This is a genomic window from Alcanivorax sp. MD8A (assembly GCF_002888555.1).
Lineage (GTDB): Bacteria > Pseudomonadota > Gammaproteobacteria > Pseudomonadales > Alcanivoracaceae > Alcanivorax.
Map to the genome: position 1 here is coordinate 72,618 of NZ_AQOQ01000001.1, position 22,939 is coordinate 95,556.

Annotated in this window: 21 protein-coding genes; 17 read left to right on the forward strand and 4 right to left on the reverse strand. The window is 57.6% G+C overall.

From position 1 onward, the window contains the following. The first annotated feature begins 1 nt into the window (after position 1). From A15D_RS00265 to A15D_RS00285, 5 genes are all read left to right on the forward strand, one after another. Complete coding sequence (locus tag A15D_RS00265; RefSeq protein ID WP_102790297.1) at positions 2-1,564, forward strand: hydantoinase B/oxoprolinase family protein; 1,563 nt, start codon at positions 2-4, stop codon at positions 1,562-1,564. A gap of 95 nt (positions 1,565-1,659) precedes the next feature. After that, entirely contained in the window at positions 1,660-3,852 is a 2,193-nt protein-coding gene (locus A15D_RS00270; protein ID WP_102790298.1) for a TonB-dependent receptor domain-containing protein, read from the forward strand. Positions 3,853-4,269: 417 nt separating this feature from the next. Beyond that, positions 4,270-4,602 carry a Grx4 family monothiol glutaredoxin gene (grxD, locus tag A15D_RS00275; protein ID WP_102790299.1) on the forward strand — a complete coding sequence of 111 codons (333 nt, stop codon included), beginning with the start codon at positions 4,270-4,272 and terminating at the stop codon, positions 4,600-4,602. Positions 4,603-4,768: 166 nt separating this feature from the next. Further along, entirely contained in the window at positions 4,769-5,494 is a 726-nt protein-coding gene (locus A15D_RS00280) for a PepSY-associated TM helix domain-containing protein (RefSeq protein WP_102790300.1), read from the forward strand. 158 nt (positions 5,495-5,652) lie between these two features. Further along, on the forward strand, positions 5,653-6,255 hold the full coding sequence (locus tag A15D_RS00285; protein ID WP_102790301.1) for a peroxiredoxin: 603 nt from the start codon (positions 5,653-5,655) through the stop codon (positions 6,253-6,255). Between the two features lie 128 nt (positions 6,256-6,383). Here A15D_RS00285 and rnt read toward each other — a convergent pair whose 3' ends face one another. Next, a complete protein-coding gene (gene rnt / locus A15D_RS00290) occupies positions 6,384-7,052 on the reverse strand; it encodes a ribonuclease T (RefSeq protein ID WP_102790302.1) in 669 nt (222 codons plus the stop codon). A gap of 184 nt (positions 7,053-7,236) precedes the next feature. Between rnt and A15D_RS00295 the strand changes: the two genes are divergently transcribed. The 9 genes from A15D_RS00295 (at position 7,237) to sat (ending at position 16,757) form a co-directional block, all read left to right on the forward strand. After that, the gene (locus A15D_RS00295; protein ID WP_102790303.1) at positions 7,237-8,460 is read left to right on the forward strand and encodes an argininosuccinate synthase; all 1,224 of its coding nucleotides are present in this window, start codon (positions 7,237-7,239) and stop codon (positions 8,458-8,460) included. 192 nt (positions 8,461-8,652) lie between these two features. Further along, a complete protein-coding gene (locus tag A15D_RS00300) occupies positions 8,653-9,993 on the forward strand; it encodes a serine/threonine protein kinase (protein ID WP_102790304.1) in 1,341 nt (446 codons plus the stop codon). 222 nt (positions 9,994-10,215) lie between these two features. Next, positions 10,216-11,517: a YncE family protein gene (locus tag A15D_RS00305; RefSeq protein WP_102790305.1), complete on the forward strand. Its 1,302-nt coding sequence runs from the start codon at positions 10,216-10,218 to the stop codon at positions 11,515-11,517. A gap of 177 nt (positions 11,518-11,694) precedes the next feature. Then, entirely contained in the window at positions 11,695-12,078 is a 384-nt protein-coding gene (gene gloA / locus A15D_RS00310; RefSeq protein ID WP_022983972.1) for a lactoylglutathione lyase, read from the forward strand. Beyond that, on the forward strand, positions 12,078-12,512 hold the full coding sequence (locus A15D_RS00315; protein ID WP_022983971.1) for an ATP-dependent zinc protease: 435 nt from the start codon (positions 12,078-12,080) through the stop codon (positions 12,510-12,512). The genes gloA and A15D_RS00315 overlap by 1 nt, the downstream gene beginning before the upstream one ends. Before the next feature lie 58 nt (positions 12,513-12,570). After that, positions 12,571-13,479 carry a 30S ribosomal protein S6--L-glutamate ligase gene (gene rimK, locus A15D_RS00320; RefSeq protein ID WP_022983970.1) on the forward strand — a complete coding sequence of 303 codons (909 nt, stop codon included), beginning with the start codon at positions 12,571-12,573 and terminating at the stop codon, positions 13,477-13,479. Between the two features lie 104 nt (positions 13,480-13,583). Further along, a complete protein-coding gene (locus A15D_RS00325; RefSeq protein WP_102790306.1) occupies positions 13,584-14,642 on the forward strand; it encodes a succinylglutamate desuccinylase/aspartoacylase family protein in 1,059 nt (352 codons plus the stop codon). 310 nt (positions 14,643-14,952) lie between these two features. Beyond that, on the forward strand, positions 14,953-15,333 hold the full coding sequence (locus tag A15D_RS00330) for a hypothetical protein (protein ID WP_146026822.1): 381 nt from the start codon (positions 14,953-14,955) through the stop codon (positions 15,331-15,333). A 215-nt stretch (positions 15,334-15,548) separates the two neighbouring features. Continuing rightward, positions 15,549-16,757 carry a sulfate adenylyltransferase gene (sat, locus tag A15D_RS00335; RefSeq protein ID WP_233191981.1) on the forward strand — a complete coding sequence of 403 codons (1,209 nt, stop codon included), beginning with the start codon at positions 15,549-15,551 and terminating at the stop codon, positions 16,755-16,757. Between the two features lie 275 nt (positions 16,758-17,032). Here sat and A15D_RS00340 read toward each other — a convergent pair whose 3' ends face one another. From A15D_RS00340 to A15D_RS00350, 3 genes are all read right to left on the reverse strand, one after another. Then, positions 17,033-17,212, reverse strand: a complete 180-nt coding sequence (locus A15D_RS00340) for a hypothetical protein (protein ID WP_102790309.1) — start codon at positions 17,210-17,212, stop codon at positions 17,033-17,035. 137 nt (positions 17,213-17,349) lie between these two features. Beyond that, positions 17,350-18,648 (reverse strand): LssY C-terminal domain-containing protein, encoded by a 1,299-nt coding sequence (locus A15D_RS00345; RefSeq protein WP_102790310.1) that lies wholly within the window; start codon positions 18,646-18,648, stop codon positions 17,350-17,352. Next, complete coding sequence (locus tag A15D_RS00350) at positions 18,641-20,353, reverse strand: mechanosensitive ion channel family protein (RefSeq protein ID WP_102790311.1); 1,713 nt, start codon at positions 20,351-20,353, stop codon at positions 18,641-18,643. The genes A15D_RS00345 and A15D_RS00350 overlap by 8 nt, the downstream gene beginning before the upstream one ends. A 207-nt stretch (positions 20,354-20,560) precedes the next feature. On the opposite strand from A15D_RS00350, the gene A15D_RS00355 reads away from it, so the two are divergent. The 3 genes from A15D_RS00355 to A15D_RS00365 all read left to right on the forward strand — a co-directional run bounded on the left by A15D_RS00355 (position 20,561) and on the right by A15D_RS00365 (position 22,888). Further along, positions 20,561-21,466, forward strand: a complete 906-nt coding sequence (locus tag A15D_RS00355) for an aspartyl/asparaginyl beta-hydroxylase domain-containing protein (RefSeq protein ID WP_102790312.1) — start codon at positions 20,561-20,563, stop codon at positions 21,464-21,466. 126 nt (positions 21,467-21,592) lie between these two features. Next, a complete protein-coding gene (locus A15D_RS00360) occupies positions 21,593-22,117 on the forward strand; it encodes an activator protein (RefSeq protein ID WP_102790313.1) in 525 nt (174 codons plus the stop codon). Positions 22,118-22,213: 96 nt separating this feature from the next. Beyond that, complete coding sequence (locus A15D_RS00365; protein WP_102790314.1) at positions 22,214-22,888, forward strand: hypothetical protein; 675 nt, start codon at positions 22,214-22,216, stop codon at positions 22,886-22,888. Positions 22,889-22,939 lie beyond the last annotated feature (51 nt).

Sequence of the window (22,939 nt, forward strand, 5' to 3'; positions counted from 1 at the left end):
TATGAATCCCATCCAGCTCAGCATTTTCGCCAATCGCCTCTCCGGTATCTGTGATGAAATGGGGGCGGTGCTGCGGCTCAGTGCCTTGTCGCCCAACATCAAGGATCGGCTGGATTTCTCCTGCGCGATCTTCGATGCGCAGGGGCGGCTCTGTGCCCAGGCGGCGCATATCCCGGTGCATCTGGGCTCCATGGCCTATGCCATGGCTGATTTGGTCAGTGATCGCGAGTGGACGCCAGGCGATTTGCTGGTGGTCAATGACCCCTATCTGGGCGGCACCCATCTGCCGGATGTGACCGTGGTCGCACCGGTGTATGCGGCGGACAGCGCCCTGATCGGCTTTGCGGTCACCCGGGCCCACCATGCCAATATTGGCGCGCATAGTCCCGGTTCCATGCCGGTGTCCACCCATCTGACGCAGGAAGGGCTGGTGATTGCCCCCACCCTGTTGAAAGCGGCTGGCCAGTGGCAGATTCCCCTGTGCCGCCGTCTGGCGGGTCTGGAGCCGCTGCCAGGGGCCGATTCGCCGCCCATGGAAAACCTGCGGTTCGGGGATTTTGCTGCCCAGGCCAGCGCCTGTGAAACCGGGGCCCGCCGATTGGCGGAGATGGCGGCCACCCTGGCAGATATTGGTCACGGGTTCGATGCCCTCAATGCCTACGGAGAGAAACGCGCCCGCGCCCGTATTGCGGCGCTGCCGGATGGACAATACCACTTTACGGACGTGATGGATGATGACGGTCAGGGTCAGCAGGACATCACCATTTCGGTGACCCTGCGTATCGAGGGCGATAGTGCATCGCTGGATTTCACCGGCACGGCGGATCAGGTGGCCGGCAATATCAATTGCCCGCTATCGGTGGTCGCCGCCGCGGCCTACTACTGTTTTCGCTGTCTGATGGATGATGATGTGCCGGCCTGCGATGGTCTGTTCCGTCCCATCAGCCTGTCCGCACCGCCGGGATCCTTGCTTAATGCCCATCGTCCGGCGGCCGTGGCTGCCGGCAACGTGGAAACCAGCTCCCGGGTGGTGGATGTGGTGCTGGGCGCCCTGGCCCAGGCGGCCCCGGAGGCGGTGCCCGCCGCCAGCCAGGGCACCATGAACAATGTGGCCATGGGCGCTTCAGGGGAGCAGGGCTGGGATTATTACGAAACCATGGCCGGTGGCGCCGGCGCCCATGCGGGCGGGGCTGGACTCAGCGCTGTGCATACCCACATGACCAATACTTTGAACACCCCCATCGAGAGCCTGGAGGCTCATTATCCGCTGCGGGTACTGGAATACCGTATTCGCCATGGCAGCGGTGGGGCCGGAGTGTTCTGCGGTGGGGATGGTCTTGTCCGTGAGCTGGAGTTTCTTGCGGAAGCTCAGGTCACCCTGCTCACAGACCGCCGCCGTTCCGCGCCCTGGGGGCTGGCGGGCGGAAAGAATGGCGCAGTGGGGGAAAACCGGCATAACGGCAGGTTGTTGCCGTCAAAGACTGGTTTTGCCGCCAGAGTCGGTGATCGGTTGCTGGTAGCCTCTCCTGGCGGGGGAGGGTATTACGATACGAGGTATAAATGAGAATGATAAATAATTGAAGTTGGTTCTTCTTCACTGTATTTTTCCCGTGCTTACGATGTTTACATTTTTTGCATTTGCGTCGGGAAGGAATACTTATGCATTTACAGCGTCGCCTAATTTGCTGTGCCATCGCCTCTGCCATGGCTACCGGAGCAGCTCCGGCTTTTGCGGATCAGACCAATGAACTGAAACCGGTACAGATCCTCGGGGATCGCCAGGATACTTTCAGTATCAGTGGTTCTGCTTACGTACTGTCTAACGAAGATTTGGAAGAAAAGGAAAACACGGATGTGCACCGCATTCTGCGAGATGTGCCCGGCGTGTATTTCCAGGAAGAAGAAGGTTATGGCCTGCGTCCGAACATCGGTATTCGTGGCTCCGGTCGTGACCGCTCCAGCAAGGTTTCTCTCATGGAAGACGGGGTGTTGATTGCCCCGGCACCTTACGCTGCACCGGCAGCCTATTATTTTCCCAGTGCTGGTCGTTTCTATGGCGTTGAAGTCCTGAAAGGTCCAGACACCTTGCGCTACGGTCCCTTCACTGTTGGGGGTGCCATCAATTTCCTGTCTACCCCGATTCCTGCCCGTGCTTCAGGCATGGTGAATGTGGAAGGTGGAGAGGACGGATCTCAGCGAGCTCATGCCTATTATGGCGCCACTGAGGGCCAGTTTGGTTTCATGCTGGAAGCGCATCAGCAACGCACCCTGGGCTTCAAGGATATTGACCGTTCCAACCGTGACAGTGGTTTTGACAAGCGTGATTATGTAGCCAAGCTACGTTGGCAGGCTCCGGAAACCGCCGCTATCCAGCAGGCGCTGGAACTGAAACTGGAGCATTCCAGCGAAGTCTCCGACGAAACCTATCTGGGGCTGACCGACCGGGATTTTGAGCGTGATGCCAACCGGCGTTACGGCATGAGTGATATCGACCAGATGGACAATGACAGGGATGCGGTGTCCCTGCGCCACACTCTGGTGTTTGCTGAAAATACCCGGTTGAACTCTGTAGTGTACCGCAACGAGTTCAACCGCAACTGGTACAAGCTGGCCAGTATTGATGGCCAGGGCATTGGTGGTTATGTGTCGGATGCCAACACCAATGGTGGAGTCAAGCAAGCAGTTCTGCGTGGTAGCGCCGACGCCTCTGATCTAGTGTTCAAGAACAACAACCGTGAGTACATTTCTGAAGGAATTCAGACTGAACTGAGTCACCAGTTCCAGGTAGGCTCTGTGCAAAATGATCTGATCGTAGGGGCCCGCTACCACCAGGACGAAGTGGATCGTTATCAGCCCACGGACACCTTCGATCAGACTAATGGCAGCCTGGTGTATCAGACGTCCACATTGCCCACCGGCGGTGATAACCGTCTGGAAAATGCCGATGCCATGTCGGCCTGGATCATCGATCACGCTTATGTGGGGGATTTCATTGTCACCGGCTCGTTGCGGTACGAGAACGTGGAGAGCAAGAGCAAGCGCTGGGGTGACCCGGCTCGCAACACGGTGAGTTCACGGACAGAAAACCGCAACGAAGAGCTGATGGCGGGCCTGGGTGCCACCTGGCTGCTAAATGACAACTGGTCACTGCTGGCTGGTGTGCATCAGGGGTTTGCGCCGGCCGGAGCCTCCTCCCAGAAAGGTACCGAGGCGGAAAAGAGTGTTAACTATGAAACCGGTTTCCGCTACTGGCAGGAAAACTTCAGTGCCGATGTGATCGCGTTCTACAGCGACTATGAGAACACGATCCAGAACTGTTCCATCGCCAATCCATGTCCCAATGGCAATGATTCCGGCACCCAGAGCTTTGGTGAATCCGAGGTTCGCGGTCTGGAGGTGGGGCTGAACAGCGTGGCCTGGGAGGGTGACAATGGCCTGCGAGTTCCGGTTCGGCTGGCCTATACCTACACCGATGGCGAAATCACCAGGGACGCTGATGATCTGTCCGTGCTGGATGGCGATGTGCTGCCTTACCTGCCTGAACATCTGGCCAGCCTGACCTTCGGCCTGGAAAAAGCCGCTGCCTGGTCTGCATTGATGTCGGTCAGCCACACGGATGGCATGTGCATCGACAACAGCTGTGACCGTACTGGTCAGAGCACCACGTTCAAACGCACCAGTGACTACGTGATCGCAGATGTGGTGGCCACCTACCACGTGAATAGCGACATGGAAGTGTATGCCAAAGTGGATAACGTGTTTGACGATCAGGAAATTGTCTCCCGTGATCCCGCAGGGGCTCGCCCCAACAAGCCGCGCACTGGCTATGTGGGCATGAAAGTACGCTTCTGAGGTGGAAAGCGGTGACAACAGAACTGGGGGCCGAGGCCCACCGCTGTCCCACAGTTTGTGTCTGCTTGACGGAGCTCTGCGGGGCTGACATGCCGGCAGGGTATCTCGTGATATGAAGACATGAATTGGCGGTGAGCCAATCTTCAGAGGCTCCCTAGATTCTTCCAGGGTAAGCGCTTGCTTGCAGGCGAAGACGTGTTCGCAAAGGCCGAATTCGCTTGCAAGCAAGCTCCCACAAAGGAAGAGGGGCCTGTCCCAAAGAGGAGCCTGAAAAATGTGGGACAGCGGTGGGCCTCGGCCCCCTTTTCTGTTCCGTGACCCTTGAAGGCGTGGCTCTCCGGCCCCATCTGGGAGGAGCAGGGCCATCAGTGCTAGAATAGAGCCAATCAACCCCCTCAAAACGCCAGGTAGTTCAGTATGGATGTTATTCAGGTCATCAAAGACCAGATCGAAAAAAACCCGGTGATCCTTTACATGAAGGGCACCCCGCAGTTCCCCCAGTGCGGCTTCTCCGCTCAGGTGGTGGAAGCCATGACCGCGGTGGGAAAGCCGTTTGCCTATGTGAATATCCTGGAAGCGCCGGAAATTCGTCAGAGTTTGAAGGAGTATGCCAACTGGCCGACCTATCCCCAGCTGTGGGTGGGTGGCGAGCTGGTGGGTGGCTGCGACATCATCATGGACATGTATCGCTCCGGTCAGCTCAAGGAGCTGGTGGATGGCGCAGCGGCAGAGACTGGCGGCAGCGACTGATCTCGTTACTCTGTAATGAATGAATGCCCGGCCCAGCGCCGGGTTTTTTATGCCTGCGTGTGGGGCTCTTGACGGTTTTGCTCAGACTGCTGGAGGTTCCGGTGTTGGCCCTAATGCATTAGCGCCTACAATCGACGTGGATTATTGGCCTCATTGAGGTAGCTAGGTGAAAAAACGGAACCCTACACGCCAGTGGCGTCGCTGGCACCGCTGGCTGGGGCTGGCGGTGGCATTGCCGGTGCTGGTGCTGTCGATTACGGGGGTGATGCTCAATCACATCGAGTCCCTTGGCTGGTCCAGCAAGCCCATGTCGCCCTTGCTGGCGCGCTGGTACGGTGCGCCGGTGCCCAGCGACATCAGGGGCTATTCTCTGGAAGGTCAGTGGTATGCAGAACTGAATGAGCGCTTGTATGTGGATGGTGCTGACACTCTGCATTGCACGCCGCCATTGCATGGGGTTGCGCGCCACAACGGACTGTTGATTGTCGGTTGCGGGCAGGAGCTGATGCTGCTGGACGGCAATGGTCAGCTGGTGGAACGCATCGGCAAGGCCTATGGGTTACCGGCCTTTGAACATCTGGGCAGTGATGACACTGGATTGATCCTGGACACCGGCGATGGATTGCTGCGTTACGACGTGGACCAGCTGATGGCAAGTCCGTATCAGGGGGACTGGCAGCCGCTGGACGCCAGGCCATTGCCAAACGGTCTGGAAAAAGCCCTGATTGACCAGAGTGTGCCGCCTTCCCTGACCTGGCAGCGGTTGTTGCTGGATCTGCACGCGGGCCGGATTGCCGGCCTGGCGGGGCAGTTGGTGATGGACTTCGCGGCCCTGGTACTCACCATTCTGGCCATTACCGGCACGGTGATCTGGAGTCGAAGCCGCCGCTAAAGATGGCTGCAGAAGTGCCCCAATTGCCTATTCATTGAGCAATTGGTTGGATTCCGCAACAAAGCCGGTTGCATGCCGCGCCGGAATCCCCATGATAGAGCACAGTTTCGCGGGACGTGATGTCCCCGGTTTTACCCCTCTCACACAAGGAGATAAACATGGCTGTTCTGGTTGGTAAGCCCGCACCGGATTTCACTGTTCCTGCCGTCCTGGGCGATGGCAGCATCGTTGACGAATTCACCCTGTCCGAAGCCATCAAGGGCAAGTACGGCCTGGTATTCTTCTACCCGCTGGATTTCACCTTCGTATGTCCGTCCGAGCTGATCGCACTGGATCACCGTATGGACGCTTTCAAGGAGCGTGGTGTGGAAGTGATCGGCGTGTCCATCGACAGCCACTTCACCCACAACGCCTGGCGTAACACCCCCATCAACGAAGGCGGTATTGGTCCGGTGAAATATACCCTGGCCGCTGACATGAACCACACCATCGCCCAGTCCTACGACGTAGAGTCTGAAGGTGGCATGGCCTTCCGTGGTGTTTTCCTGATCGACCAGAACGGCGTGGTACGTAGCCAGATCGTTAACGATCTGCCGCTGGGTCGTAACATGGAAGAGCTGATCCGTCTGGTTGACGCCCTGCAGTTCCACGAAGAGCACGGTGAAGTGTGCCCGGCTGGCTGGCAGAAAGGCGACGCCGGCATGAACGCCTCCCCGGATGGCGTAGCCGAGTACCTGTCTGGTAATGCAGACAAGCTGTAATTGTCGCAGGCACAAAAAAAGGGCCGCTTTTTAGCGGCCCTTTTTTTGTGCCCGCTCGCTGGAGGCCTGACGCCAGATGCTTGACGCTTAAAACAGGGTCAAAACAATGGGCAGCGTCAGGCGTCCAATCAGTCTAATGCTTTTGCCAGAGTCGGCGGCATTTCGCCGGGGGGAGGGGGCGGCCAGCCGCCCAGGTCGCGGAAGCGGTTCACCATGGAGCAGAACAACTCTGCCGTGCGGGTGGCGTCATACAGTGCGGAGTGGGCTTCGCGCTGGCTGAAGCGGATGCCGGCGGCCTCACAGGCTTTCGCCAACACGGTTTGACCGTAGACAAGGCCAGCGAGGGCAGCGGTGTCGAAGCTGGAGAACGGGTGGAACGGATTGCGCTTGATATCCGCCCGTTCGGCGGCAGCGTTCATGAAACCCAGATCGAAGAAGCTGTTATGGCCCACCAGCACGGCACGGTTGCAACCATGTTTCTTTATGGCCTTGCGGACTGGCTCGAACACGCCCTTCAGGGCGGTGTCTTCGGAGACCGCGCCACGTAAGGGGTTGTCAGGATCGATACCGGTGAAATCCAGTGCGGCCTGCTCGATGTTTGCCCCCGGGAAGGGGTCTACATGGAACTGGATACGCGTGGAAGGGCGCAGGTAGCCCTGGGCGTCCATATCAATCAGGACGGCGGCGACTTCCAGCAAGGCATCGGTACTGGCATTGAATCCCCCGGTTTCCACGTCGATGACTACCGGCAGAAACCCCCGAAACCGCAGCGCCAGGCTGGGGTGCTGATCGCTCATGATGACTCCAACAGACAAAAAGCCCCGGCTCAGGCACTGGGCCTGGCCGGGAAGTCGCTATGCTACCGGAATCCCGGCGGTGGTGACAGGTGACGTCGGCACGGGCGGGCGGGTACAATACGCGACCTCGATTCATCGGGTGGCCGCGACCGCGCTGACGACCACCCTTTTGCGGAGTCTTTCAATGTCCAAGATCAACAAGGTAGTGCTGGCCTATTCCGGCGGCCTGGATACCTCGGTCATCGTTAAATGGCTGCAGGATACCTACGACTGCGAGGTGGTGACCTTCACCGCCGATATCGGCCAGGGCGAGGAAGTGGAGCCGGCCCGCGCCAAGGCACAGGCCATGGGCGTCAAGGAAATCTACATTGAAGACCTGCGCGAAGAGTTCGTGCGTGACTACGTTTTCCCCATGTTCCGCGCCAACACCATCTACGAAGGTGAGTACCTGCTGGGGACCTCTATCGCGCGTCCGCTTATCGCCAAGCGACTGGTGGAAATTGCCGAGGAAACCGGAGCTGACGCCATCTCCCACGGTGCGACCGGCAAGGGCAATGACCAGGTGCGTTTTGAGCTGGGAGCGTACGCCCTGGCCCCCGGCATTCAGGTGATTGCGCCGTGGCGTGAGTGGGATCTGAACTCCCGCGAAAAGCTGATGGCGTACTGCGAAGAGCGCAACATCCCGGTGGACTTCTCCAGCAAGAAGAAGAAATCCCCGTACTCCATGGATGCCAACCTGCTGCACATCTCCTATGAGGGCGGCAATCTGGAAGACCCGTGGTGGGAAGCCGAAGACGACATGTGGCGCTGGAGCGTGAGCCCGGAAGCGGCGCCGGATCAGGCCACTTACATTACCCTGGGCTTTGAGAAAGGCGACATCGTGTCCATTGATGGCGAGCGTCTGAGCCCGGCCGACGTGCTGACCAAACTGAACAAGCTGGGTGGCGACAACGGCATTGGCCGTCTGGACCTGGTGGAAAACCGCTACGTGGGTATGAAGTCCCGCGGCTGCTACGAAACCCCCGGTGGCACCATTATGCTGCCGGCGCACCGTGCCATTGAGTCTCTGACCCTGGATCGTGAATCCGCGCACCTGAAAGATTCCGTGATGCCGAAGTACGCCGAGCTGGTCTACAACGGTTACTGGTGGAGCCCGGAGCGTCTGGCCCTGCAGAAACTGATCGATGCGACCCAGGAACACGTCAACGGTGAAGTACGCATGAAGCTCTACAAGGGCAATGCCACCGTGGTGGGGCGTCGCTCCGACAACGACAGCCTGTTCGATGCTTCCATCGCCACGTTCGAGGACGATGCGGGTGCCTATGACCAGAAAGATGCGGAAGGCTTTATCAAGCTGAACGCCCTGCGTCTGCGCATTGCGGCCAAGAACGGGCGCAAGCTGAGCTGATTGACTAACGTCGAACGCTGAGCGAAACCGCCGCTGGCCGAGAGGCCGCGGCGGTTTTTTGTTTCTGGCGAGTCATTTTGCTGAACCTGCGATTTACATAACGCAAAGGAAACGCCCTTTAATTTGTACCATGGTCACAACTAGGCTCTGGGGATCGACAATAACAACATTCGACCCTGGGGAGATCCGGTTATGTTTCTGCCGTCCTTGCATCGTCGCGCTCTGTTGGCTGCGACTCTGGCTCTGGTCATCAGCGGTTGCGGTGGAGAGAGTGACAGTACTGCGCCATCGCCGAACAGTACGGCCCCTGCCGACACGGGCACGACGGCCACCCCCAATACCCCGTCCGAACCTGATCCTGTTCCCCCGGCGCCAACCTCCCGTGATGTGATTTTTGTGGGTAACAACTGGGAAGGCATGATCGATGTGGTCGATCGGGACACCCATGAGCGGCTGGGGCGGATCAACGGGATTCCCGACAAGCAGGCCCGCGAGGCTGCCATCGTGCTGAACCCGGTGGACCTGGTGTTCTTTATCGCCATTCAGCAATTCATTGGCGAAGGGCATCACCAGTACGTGGATGACATGTATAGCTCTAACGATGGTCGCCTGCTGATTGTTTCCCGGCCCAGCTATGCTGATGTGGTGGCGCTGGACATTGCCAGTGGCGAGATCGAATGGCGCTTCGAGGTTGACGGCAATCGCTCCGATCACATGGCCATCTCCCCGGACGGCAAGCATGTGGCTGTGTCGGCCTCCACCGGTAATGTGGTGCATGTGCTCGACGTGCAGACCGGGGAAGAGGTCGGCCGGTTTCCGTCAGGGAATTCGCCCCACGAGAATGTGTATTCCGAGGATGGAAAACGGATTTACCACGCCAGCATTGGTCATGTGTTTACCCCGCTGGACCGTGATCCGCTGAAAAAGCTCAAGGGCGAGCGGGTATTTCAGGTGGTGGACGCCGAGACGTTCGAGATCCTGCGCAAGCTGGACATCAAGACCAAGCTGGAAGAGGCCGGGTATGCCGACCTGAGCCCGGCCGTGCGGCCCATGGCCCATACCCATGACGAGCGGTATTTCTACTTCCAGCTGTCATTTCTCCATGGCTTTATCGAGTACGACATGGAAGAGGACCGGATTACCCGCGTGGCGTCGCTCCCCAACCTGATCCCCGATACGCCGCAGGAAGTGTACGTCAACGACTCTGCCCATCACGGCATTGCGCTGAGCGCCGACAACACCACCCTGTGTGTGGCCGGCACCATGAGCGACTATGTGGCGCTGGTAAACCGGGAGACCTTCGAGTACTCGCTCAAGACCGGCATTGGTGAAAAGCCCTACTGGGTCACCACCAGTGAAGATGGCGAGCATTGCTACGTGTCCTGGAGTGGCACCGACCAGATGTCCATTTTCCATTATGCCAGCGGGCAGGAAGTGGCCCGGGTCGATGTGGGAGACCACCCCCAGCGGATTCGTGAAGGGCGGGTGCCGATCGCCTGGGTCGAGGCCCAGGGCTCGCTCTTTCTTCCCTGAGCCGGCGGGTTGTACGGCCGCCATGACGGTGGCCTGGATGACGGAAACCTTAGACGAAAGTGCCAGTTATAGACTGGCACTTTCGTCGCTTTAGTGATCCCTGTCCCGCTTGTGCTGCGGGCGCTCCCACATTCCTGACGCTTGCCTTTTGAACCCTGCCGGCAAATACGTTTACGGTTGTGCACTAATCACAACAACAACACCGTAAAGGGAGACAAGGACATGTTGCTCACCTCACTCCGGCACTGTCGCCGCTACAGCGCCTTCACATTGATAGTCATGGTTGCTTTTTTACTTCCCTTGCCAGCGTCGGCCAGCTGGTGGAACTGGTGGGACGATGAGGGTGACAACGGTGGCAGTGCGGCCAGCGGCGAACGTGACGTGATCTTTGTGGGGAACAACTGGGAAGGCACCATCGATGTGATTGATGTGGCAAGCCACGAGCGGCTTGGTCGCATCAACGGGATCCCTGACAAGAACAAACGCATTGCCGAGATTTACCTGAATCCGGTGGAGTTGCTGTTCTTTCAGGCCATCAAGACCTTTATCGGTGAGGGGCATCACCAGTTTGTGGATGACATGTACAGCAGCAACGATGGTCGACTGCTGATTGTGTCCCGCCCCAGTTTTGCGGACGTGGTGGCGCTGGACATTGCCAGCGGCAAGATCGCGTGGTGTTTTGAAGTGGAAGGGTATCGTTCTGACCACATGGCCATTTCACCGGATGGCCAGCAGGTGGCGGTATCCGCTTCTACGGGGAAGGTGGTGCATATTCTGGATGTGCAGACCGGCGAAGAGGTGGGCCAGTTCCCGTCAGGAAACTCGCCCCATGAGAACGTATATTCCGACGATGGCGAGCGGCTTTATCATGCCAGCATTGGTCATGTGTTCCTGCCGCTGGACCGGGACCCCATCAAGCTCAAGGGCGAACGGGTCTTTCAGGTGGTGGATGCCCACACGCTGGAGATCCTCAAAAAGATCGACATGAAAGTGAAGCTGGAAGAAGCCGGGTATCCGGACCTTAGTCCGGCTGTTCGGCCCATGGCCCACACGCCGGATGAGCGCTATTTCTACTTCCAGCTCTCTTTCCTTCATGGTTTTATCGAATATGACATGCAGGACGATCGTATTACCCGTCTGGCAACGCTGCCCAATCTGGTACCGGACATGCCCATTGAGCGGTACCTGAACGACTCGGCCCATCATGGCATTGCCATGAATGATGCCGGCGATACGCTGTGTGTGGCGGGAACCATGAGTGATTATGTGGCCCTGGTAGATCGGCAAACGTTTGAATACCGTATCAAGACCGGGGTGGGGGAGAAGCCTTACTGGGTCACCACCAGCGCTGATGGCGAACATTGCTATATTTCCTGGAGCGGCACAGACCAGATGTCGGTCTTTCACTATGCCAGTGGGCAGGAGGTCGCCCGGGTAGACGTTGGCGATCACCCGCAGCGGATTCGTGAGGGCAAGGTCCCGCAAAGCTGGGTGGACGATCAGGGCTCCTTGTTCCTGCCCTGATCCCTGCCATTGGCCCTCCGTTAGGGTCATGGCTGTGCAGCCTGACCCTGACGGAGAAAATTGCGCTCTTTACGAGTTTTTCATTGTCAATTGTCCCCGCCCACACCACTATTCGCCCCTGATGGGGTAGGTGCTCCCGGTGCCTGCAATCTGGACCGCAAACTGGAGCAAAGAACCATGCGAATTCTGCATACCATGCTGCGTGTGGGGGATGTAGATGCCTCGGTGGCTTTCTATACCGAAGTACTGGGCATGCACGAAATCCGCCGCAAGGATTACCCGGAAGGCCGTTTTACCAACGTCTTTGTCGGCTACCAGCCGGAGGCCGAGGGCCCGGTGCTGGAGCTCACCCATAACTGGGATCAGTCCCGCTATGATCTAGGAACCGGTTACGGCCATATCGCGCTGGCCGTGGATGACGTGTACGCTGCTTGTGAGCGTATTCGCGAGCGGGGCGGCAAGATTACCCGTGAACCCGGACCCATGAAGCATGGCACCACGGTGCTGGCCTTCGTGGAAGACCCGGACGGTTACAAGATCGAATTGCTGGGACGGGACTGATGGGAAAAGTCACTGTGGGCTGGCGCGAGTGGGCCAGTCTGCCGGAACTGGGCATTGATGCCATCAAGATGAAGGTGGACACCGGGGCGCGAACCTCGGCCATACATGCGTTTGAAGTCGAATCCTTCAAGCGGGACGACACAGAATGGGTGCGTTTTTCCCTGCATCCCATTCAGGATCAGCCCCAGGTGACGGTGTGTGAAGCCCCGGTACTGGACCGCCGGGTGGTGACGGATTCCGGTGGTCACAAGGAAGAGCGGCCGGTGATTCTCACCGAGATTGATCTCGGTGGACGCCGTTGGCCCATCGAAATCACCCTGACGGACCGGGAAACCATGAAGTTCCGCATGTTACTGGGCCGTACCGCGATGACAGAAATCAGGGTCGAGCCCACAGAATCCTTCCTGCTGGGTGGTGACAAGGACAGGCCGTAACGGTCTGGCGTCTCACTGATCTCCTTAACTTAATACGTTTATTAACCAAAGTGCTGCCATGAAAATTGCGATTCTTTCGAGAAACAAGCGACTCTATTCCACTCGCCGCCTGGTGGAAGCCGGCGAGGCGGCTGGTCACGAAATGCACGTGATCGATACCCTGCGTTGCTACATGAGCATGGTGGCGCACAAACCGGAAATTCACTTCAAGGGCGAAGTGCTGGAAGGGTTTGATGCGGTGATTCCCCGTATCGGCGCGTCCATTACCCAATACGGTACGGCGGTGCTGCGCCAGTTTGAGATGATGGGCGTATTCCCGGTGAATGAGTCCGTGGCTATCTCCCGTTCCCGGGACAAGCTGCGTTCCCTGCAGCTGTTGTCGCGCAAAGGTGTGGGTTTGCCCATCACCGGCTTTGCCCACTCCCCGGATGATATTCCTGATCTGATCAACATGGTGCGTGGAGCACCGTTGGTGATCAAGATGCTGGAAGGTACCCAGGGCATTGGCGTGGTGCTGGCGGAAACCCGCAAGGCGGCAGAGTCAGTGATCGAAGCCTTTATGGGCTTGAACGTCTCGGTGATGGTGCAGGAATACATCAAGGAAGCCGGTGGTGCCGACATTCGCTGTTTCGTGGTGGGCGGCAAGGTGATCGCGGCGATGAAACGCCAGGCGGCACCGGGTGAGTTCCGTTCCAACCTGCACCGCGGAGGCAGTGCCAGCCTGATCCGCATAACCCCGGAAGAGCGGGCCACGGCGGTGCGTGCCGCCAAGATCATGGGTCTGAATGTGGCTGGGGTGGATATCCTGCGCTCGAACCACGGCCCGGTGGTGATGGAAGTGAACTCCTCGCCGGGGCTGGAGGGTATCGAAACCGCTACCAACAAAGATGTGGCGGGTATGATCATTCAGTTCATCGAAAAAGATGCGCGTCCCTATCGCACCCAGACCAAAGGCGCAAAAGGCTAATGCCTGCTGTAGGAGCCATGCTTGCATGGCGATGGATGCTTGAGACGTGACAATGCCAAAGCTGGCCTTGCCCTGTGGGTGATCTCCAAGGTAATCAGTCAAGAATGAAAAATCCAAAAGAACCGAAAAACGCGCCTTTTGAAATTGATGGCATTACCGTGCAGCCTGGCACTCGGGCCAAGGTGGAATTGCCGCTGGCACAACTTTACACCCAGACGCCGCTTAACGTGCCGATCCATGTTGTTCATGGCCGCAAGCCCGGTCCGGTACTGATGGTCAGTGCTGCCATTCATGGTGACGAGTTGAATGGGGTGGAGATCATTCGCCGCTTGCTGCGCCACTCTGCCCTGAAAAGCATCAATGGCACCCTGCTGGCGGTGCCGGTGGTGAATGTATTCGGCTTTATTCACAAGACCCGTTATCTGCCAGACCGTCGCGATCTGAACCGGTGCTTCCCGGGCTCTGAAACCGGTAGCCTGGGCGCACGTATGGCCTGGCAGTTCAAGAGCCAGGTGCTGGATCGTGCCACCCACGCAGTGGATCTGCACACCGGCGCCATTCACCGCGCCAACCTGCCGCAGATTCGAGCGGACCTGTCCAACGATGACACCGCGGCCATGGCCAACGCCTTCGGTGTGCCGGTGGTCATCAACTCGGTATTAGGGGAAGGGACCCTGCGGGAAGTGGCGGAAGCCCAGGGCATTCCGGTCATCACCTATGAAGCCGGTGAAGCGCTGCGCTTCGACGAAGCCAGCATTCGTGCTGGGGTGAAAGGCGTGCTCAACATCATGCAACATCTGGGCATGACCGGCATCCGCCGCACCAAACCACCCGCCGAACCCTACATCGCCCGCTCCTCCAGCTGGGTGCGTGCCGAGCGCGATGGCGTCTTCCTGTCACTGGTGGCACTGGGTGCCTGGATCAAGAAAGGCGATCTCATCGGTCGCATCTCCAGCCCCTTCGGTGGCGATGATGTCTCCATCCACGCCCCCGCCGCCGGCATCCTGGTGGGCCGCAACAACCTGCCGCTGGTGAATGAAGGCGAAGCTCTCTACCACATTGCCCGCTTCGAGGAAGTCAGCGAAGTGGCCCAGTCCCTGGAGGTGTTCACCTCCGACATCGAAAAAGGTCCGACCCTGGCCGGTGAGCCTCCTATCGTTTAAGGCGCAGGGGTGGCCTGGTGAAGATACAATCTTTACCCGGTGCCCCGTATTGTTTAATTCGCGGCATCAACCCTGATCTACGGCGTATTGCGTCGATTTCATGATGTTTTCCCGTACGATGCCGGCAATTTCCGGTTCTTTTTGCCGCGTCCCAAGTTCGTTTAAGCGGACCTATCCCTTTTTCCTACCCCATATGGGGGATGCGGCAGTCCTGTGGCCAAATTACTCTCCCTGCGTCGTCACCAGCGGGGGCTGGTGGTCATGCTGTTTCGTTAGCAACGGTGTGTGCTGCGAAAGAGGGGGTAGCCATATGGCAATGAGGGGACTACTGGCGGGTCTGGGGTTGTTCGGCATGGTGTCCGCTGCTGCAGTGACGGTGCAGGCGGACCGGGATGGATGCTGGGCAGCCCCGGACTGGTGCCTTCAGGTGGAAGACTCGCATTGGGACGGTGACCGTTTTGCGGTGCGTTACCGTAATGTCTGTGAGCACCGCCTCTATGTGAAGCATTGCAATCAACTCAAAGGTGGCCGCTGGGCTTGTGAGGGGGGTGCCATCGCGCCATCGTTGGTCAGTACCCGTGATAGCCATGATGCAACGGGCAGTTTTCATTACCGGTTTGTCGGGTCTCTCGAAGCTTCCAGGGACTGGGTGTGCGCCGACAAGGAAAGCGGCTGGAGCCGAGCTCCATAGCTTTCCCGACAACATTCCTCGTTTTACCCGGCCTGTGCCGGGTATTTTTTGGTTCTTTGCGGAATTACCGGTCCTGTTGCCTGTGGAGGCGTTGTCATGGTGCCGCAGGGTAACTCTCTGATTCCCGGGGCAAGTTTCTGCCTGCCACTCAGCCCCCATCCTTTGTTATACTGCGCCGCGATATGGACACCCCGTTGATTAAGCCTTTGGAGTAAATGATGGTCGCTTTGGTCAAGCCGCATGGCGCGGATGCACTCACCCCCCTGTATGTCGCCGATGAAGCTGCGCGCATTGCCTTGCAGAAGGAAGCGGAGTCACTGCCTTCGGTGGTGATTAGCTCGGCAGCTGCCGCGAATGCGGTGATGATGGGGGCTGGCTATTTCACCCCGCTGACCGGCTACATGAACAAGGCGGATATGCTGTCCGTGGCGGAAAACCTGACTACTGCCAATGGCCTGTTCTGGCCGGTGCCGATCGTCAATATGCTGAAGGACGTGAGCGCCATCAAAGACGCCAAGCGCATTGCCTTGCGCGATCCTAACGTGGACGGCGAGCCGGTGATTGCGGTGATGGATGTATCCGCCATCGAAGAAGCCTCCGATGCTGAACTGGAAGCTGTGGCCGAACAGGTGTTTTCCACCACCGACAAGCAGCATCCAGGTGTGGCCAACTTCCTTGCCGCGGGGAACTTCATCGTTTCTGGTGATATCCAGGTGTTGAACTACTCCTACTTCGCCGATGATTTCCCGGATACCTTCCGCACTGCCGTTTCTATCCGCAATGAGTTTGTCGAGCGTGGCTGGAGCAACGTGGTTGCCTTCCAGACTCGTAACCCGATGCACCGTGCTCACGAAGAACTGTGCCGCATGGCCCAGGAAGCACTGAATGCGGACGGTATTCTGATTCACATGCTGCTGGGCAAACTGAAAGCGGGGGATATCCCGGCTGACGTACGTGATGCCTCCATCCGCAAAATGGTGGAAGTGTACTTCCCGCCCAACACCGTGATGATCACCGGCTATGGTTTCGACATGCTCTACGCAGGTCCTCGTGAGGCGGTACTGCACGCGGTGTTCCGTCAGAACTGTGGCTGCAGCCATCTGATTGTGGGTCGTGACCACGCCGGTGTGGGTGACTACTACGGTGCATTCGATGCGCAAACCATCTTCCAGGAGAAGGTGCCGGCTGGCGCGCTGGAGATCAAGATCTTCGAAGCCGATCACACGGCTTACTCCAAAAAGCTGGATCGCGTTGTGATGATGCGTGATGTGCCAGATCACACCAAGGACGATTTTGTTCTGCTGTCTGGCACCAAGGTGCGTGAGATGCTGGGGCAGGGCATTGCGCCGCCGCCGGAATTCTCTCGCCCGGAAGTGGCTCAGATCCTGATGGATTACTACCAGGCGCTGGATGCTGGCAAGTAAGTCCTCCCGTACCAGGCTGCCTGTGCGGCTTGGCTAGAATGCAAAAAAGCCTCTGAAAAGAGGCTTTTTTGTTTCTCGCGGACCCAAGCCAGCGGGTGGCTGAGGACCGCTTCTTGTCGACCGAATCAGAGCTTTTTGAGCTTCTTCTTCAGTTTCTTCAGCACGCTTTCGTGTTTGCTGATTTTGGCCTTGCTTTGTTTGATGGCTTTTTTCAGCTTTTTCTTCTGGGACATGATGTCTCTCCATGATTCGCAAGTTGAGCGGCCTGAACCTGGCTAATGACCAGATTTCGTTTCCTCGGCCTTGATAAAGTCACGGATAAAACGACGGACTTCCCGCGCCGCACTGGTGTCCAGCTCTTCGCAGAGCTCGATAAAACGCAGGCGCTCTTCGTCGTTAATGCGAACGATGAGTTGACTGTTTTTCTTCTTGGGCTTGCTCTTGTCTTTGGACATGGAAAACCATCATGAGAAACAGGCTGCATCGTCGCTGGATTATCAGTGACTTGCAAACACTGTGCTGGCTATCAAATAGATAGTCAATGTATATACATATTAAGTCTTTATGACAATGCCCCGTGGGTGCGGGGAAGTCAGTGCTCAGTGGCGTTTGTCTGTTCTATCCAGTCACGGCGGTCCCGGTCCGCGATTTCCCAGCGCAGATCTTTTACCTCGTGCATGGGCGTCATTGGACTATGGAAGAACATCACCAGCCGTAATCCGTCGGTGATAAACGGGTCTCCGGTGAGATTGTGGCCGGGTTCCGCGATGGATTTGGGCGGCATGCTCCTGACATAGCCGAACTCGGCCAGGCGTTGCGAGAAAATCATGTCCTGGAGCAGGTAATCCCGGGCTTCGTCCACATCCGGGTCAATCTTGTGTGTTGTCAGGGTTGGGGATTTGAAGGTGAATCGCACACCAATGTCCCGACTGATCTGGCCAAGCCACACCGGTTCGCCATCGCACAGAACAGGGGCCTGCCACAGGCGTAGGTGGTTACGCTGGTGAATGTTGCCGCGGGCTTTCTGCAAGGCCAGATCCTGTGGGCGGCCCAGCGTATAGAGCGAACTCACTGGCGAGTAGCGGTAGCTGGAACCCAGCAGGAACGATTTGGTGGTTTTCCAGATGGAGCCGCCGTGAATGCGCTCGGTAACGTCCCAGCCACGCTGAACCATGGCACTCAGCAATAGCTGACTGTTGCCGACCAGGACAAAGTTCACCGGGTCGCCACTGTTGCTGCTGTCTTCATTGGCGGTACAACAGGGCTGCTCAGCTAACCATTCGCGCAGGCCTTCACGGTCGAGTTGCTGGTATTCGTGCGCTTCATACAAGCCGGAGAAATTGACTTTCTCAACATCCAGTTTGATGCCTGGCACATCCACCAGAAAAGAGGTTTGCCAGCTTTTTCCGCCCCCCAGCAGGTCCACATTGATCACCTTTACCCCAAGGTCACGATTGGTGAAAACAAAGCCACTGGTACGCTCACCTTCAGGGACATTGATAGGCATGGCACGGGACACGAACATTCGGTCGATAGCTTGCTCTCCCTCGCTGTTGAACTTGCCTTTCACTTTCCAGGCCACTTCCAGAGGAGAAAAATACTGTTGGTCGGTGGTGACGGGCAGGTAATACAGCTGTTGGTCGGTGCGGTTATCCACTTCGATCCAGACCGCCTGGATGCCATGGTTTCCCAGTGCGACGCCAAAAATGTCGCGGGCGTCGCTGTCGCTGATCACGGTGGCGCTGACGGTCAATTGTGTTTCGTGATGGTGTCTCGCCTCGGCGCGCAGGGTGTCCGTATCCACGTTGCCGGGGCGAAAGCTGCAGGCAGTGAGTAGCAGTAACCCGGCGAGCAGTGAAAGGGGGGCAAGGGTTGGATTATGGCTATTCATGTCGACCTTTTTCAGGGTAGTCCAGTGAGCCTTTCATACCGGATTTTTCTTCCTTGTCGAAGTCGGGAAAGGCCTGAAGTGTTTCCGGCGGCAGGGTGTTGTCCTGTTGGGAGGGCGGGGCATCGCCTCGCACCCATTGCTGGACTGGCACGGCCAGCTGCATCCCGTGTTGCTCCAGCAAGGTCAGGATGCGCAGGTTCAGATCTTCGCTGACGGCCAGAAACTGGCTGAATTCGCTGCTGTCCACGTAGCAGTTGATCTGCAGGCGGTAACTGTCGCGCAGAATCTCCACAAAGCGTACCCGGGCCGCGCGCTCGGTCAGTCGCGGATGGCTGTAAATCAGCCTGCGCAAGTCGGCGAGCAGGTTACGTAGTTGATCCGGGCTGGCCCCCAAACGGATATGCAGGTCTCGCTGGTAGCGGCGGAAGTCCGATTCGCTGATGTTCTCGATGCTGGCACTGGACAGAACCGAGTTAGGAACATAGACCACGCTACGATCCATGCGGCGTATCCGGGTGGAGCGCAGGCCAATCTCTTCCACCACCCCGGCGGTACTGCCCACGACACAGAAGTCGCCGGGCTGAATGGGTTTGGCGATATAGAGCGTAAAGGCGCCGATGACATTTTCCAGGGTCTTCTGCGCCGCCAGTGCCACCGCAATGGAGCCAATGCCAAGGCCCGTCAGAACCGTGGTGATATCGTAACCCGAGTCGCTCAACCACAGCAGGAAGATCACCACGATGGCGATCATTTTCAGAATGGTGCGAACCGGTCGAATAATGCCGGACCAGTATTTCTGGTTATTGGCATTGCTGAGAAACAGGGCAGAGAGCAGCTCGATGATGCCCAGCACCAGGAATACCGTTGCCAGATAGCCGAGAGCGGATTCATTCAGGTAGACGCGGGCACGTATCGACAGCCCCAGCTCGCCCACTCCCATTTGTAGCAGCTTGAAGAACACGAACCAGCGCAGCGGCATCACCACAAAACGGTGCAAGGTGTCACGATATCGTTCGGAATGCTCCAGTAGCTGCAGCAGGATCTTTCTGAGCAGCGCAGCAATCAGCCAGGCGCCGATCAGAATCAGCAAAAAGCCGGCAACTTGCCAGTTCTGCATATGCAGGAAGGTGAATTCCGGCAGGAAGTCTCCCAGCTTGATGACCACCGGGTTATAGCCAAATTGTTCCCACAGCATGGGAATGTCTTGCACCGTGGCGTTGGAAATTTTCCAGACCCGGCGACCGTTTTCCGGGATACGCTGCAGGTACAGGGCCAGGGTGTCGTCCGGCAGGGTCAGGGTGCCGAGTTTGTCGCGGTAACTGGGTAGGCCATCTTCCTGGTGCCCTTGCGGCTCATTGGACAGACGAGTGAGATCGAGGACCCGCTGCTGTCCCCAGACAATGGCCAGCTGCTCCATCAGCACGGCCGGGTCGGCATCGGCCATATCCGCTGGCAGATAGCGCATGTCCAAGTACTGACTGGCACTTTTCCAGTCGTTGCGATTGCCGGCGTCCATGATCGCCAGAAGGGTAGACAGTGGGGTTTCGCCCGGTTGCAGGCTATCGTTCTCTAATGCTTCTGCGATGACTGCTTCGGATTTCTCGCCGGTGTCCAGCACGTCCTTGAAGGTGGGAGGGGCATCCTGGGCCAGTGACAGGGCAGGAAGCAGCAATAGCAGGGCACACAGGGCCTGAATCCGTGGCATGAACGGGATCTCGATTATGGGTAACAGCCTGAGAATGTACCCTGTGGCGTCGCCAAGGCCAATCGCAGATAGGGCCTGATGGCAGGATTGGCCGAGCAAAGGTGGGGCTGGGGAGATGGAGGTCCGGATTTGCAGCGGATTTTGCTTTAGAATGCCCCGGTAAAAGGGCTCGCGGAAGGCGGGCGATATGTTGTCGAGGGTTCATTCATGGCAGTGATTATTAGCGCCCTGCTAATTTATGTGGGCTGTATCATTTTTATTCGTATCCGTAATGCGGAGCCCTTCGGGCTCAAGCGCCAGTTGACGGACTTTTCCACCTTTATGGTGCCGTTCAATATCCCGGCCTACCTGTTGTCTAAGGTGCCGACCACTCCCCAGGTCGACAAGGCTCACTTCCCGGAACTGCAGCTGATCGAAGATAACTGGGAAACCATCCGTGATGAGGCGTTGGCCCTGTACACCGGCGGCAACATCACCGCCAAGGACGACCTGCCTGCCAGCAGCTTTTACAAGGATGGCCGCTGGACCAGCTTTTATCTGAAGGTGTACGACAACAAGTTGCCATCGGCCTACGCGCTGGCGCCGAAGACCATGGCTTTGCTGGATCAGATTCCGTCCATGAATATCGCCCTGTTTGCGGTGCTGATGCCGGGCAAGAAGCTGAATCGCCACCACGACCCGTTCGCCTACACCCTGCGTTATTCCATGGGGCTGAGTACCCCCAACGACGAAGGGTGTGGCCTGACGATCAATGAAGCAGACTATATCTGGCGCGATGGCGACAGCGTGGTGTTCGACGAGACCTATATCCACTCCGCCTGGAACAACACCGATACTCCGCGCATCATTTTGATGACGGACGTAGACCGCCCCATGAAGCTCAAGTTTGTCGAGAAGATTTACTGGGGCTTTGGCTGGTTCTTCAATCGCTTGTTCTTCATCGATAACCTGGACCCGGAACATACCGGCGTGGGTAACAAATTGGGCAAGGGCGTGCTGGCCTACAAGCAGTTTCTTAAATCCGTCAAGCGCCGCAACAAGCCTTTCTATGTCACCGCCAAATGGTGTGTGATTCTCGGCGTGCTTGGCACCCTCGGTTACCAGATCGCCTGATCGATTTTTCTGAATTTTCTTCAGCAGGCCGGCAAGGCCTGCTGTCTTTCTGCCGATACTCTCTCTTGGCAGTCTCGCCCTGTCGTGACACCATCGCTCAAGTGATAGATTCAAGGAAGGATAATAATGATAAGGACAGCGATTGCTGCGGGGGTAGCAATGCTGGCGAGTGCCTTGTGGGCGGAAACGCCCGTGGTGGTGGTGCCAGCAGGGGGATTTTCGGCCAGCGGTGATCTGGCAATGAAGAAAGGCAGTATTCCGGTGAGTTGCGATACGACGTTCGACGGCCATGTGGCCGGCGATGGGGCGATTGAAGTGACCGCGGTGTCTTTTGGTGGCCTTAATCCGCTGTGCAAAAGCCTCAAGGCACTGGGGTTGCCGTGGCAGGGACAGGTGGATCACCCCGGTCAGCTCACGGTTCAGGATATGCAGGTGAAAGTGCGGGTACCGTTGTTGGGCGGCATTTGTGGCCCCGGGCCTGTCAGTCTGGATTGGACAAACCAGGATGCGGCAGCCACCTTCGATGCCGTCACTTTGGGGCCGGACTGCGCCATGAACGGGACCATGCTGACGTCCCCTCCGGTGGATATACAGGCCGCGGAGACCGCCGCAGCACTGGCCGAGTCAGATGTCTCTGAATTACCTGATTGACGTACGGGTCTTGTAATTTGGCCCCTGTGGCAGTTTCAAATCGCCCTGCTGCACAGCTATCATGGCGGGCTCTTTGAACAGGCCAGGACTTATCCCATGCAGAACGTGGTAGCGATTCCCGCTAACCCGGCGCTGGTGAACAGCACCGAAGACTTCCTTCATGCCATCGAGCACGACCACAAGGACAGTGCCGAGAAATTCATCCACATGGTGGATTTCCTCACTGACCGTGTCATCAGCCTGTTTCTGGTGGAGCCTGCCAATATGGCCAACCTCTCAGGTGGTCAGAAGAAGGTGATCGATTTTGCTGTGTCTACCGCAGGGAAGGCCTCCAGCATGCTGACCCGCCAGATTTTCAAGAAAGTCTCCAACAAGGAATTTGCCCCTGTTGTGGCCAACGTGAAGGACATGTACTGGCAGGCTGGCGAAGATAACGGCAATCAGGCCTATATTGCTTTTCCCGTCGAAGACGCCTTTGCAGCGGATTTCCGCAAAGCCTGTGATCTGTGTGCTGAAGGTCGTGGCGCCGAAGATGTGGCGCTGGTCACCCGTGTGATGGGCGAGCTGGCAGACAAGATCATCGATGAGGTCTTTGTGGTGAACACCAAACACGTGAAGATTGGTTTCGTTACCCAGAAAGCCCTCAACGTGGGCGTGGATGGAAGCCGCAAGGCGGTCCACTCCGTCAACAACAAGGTGCTGCGTGATTTGGGTAATGCCGAGCTGAAGAACTACATGGGGCACTATGCGTCGTTGCTGATGCAGCGGTAAGGGTTTCCTCTCCAGCTTGATCCAGAGAAGGCGCCGTGGGCGCCTTCTCTT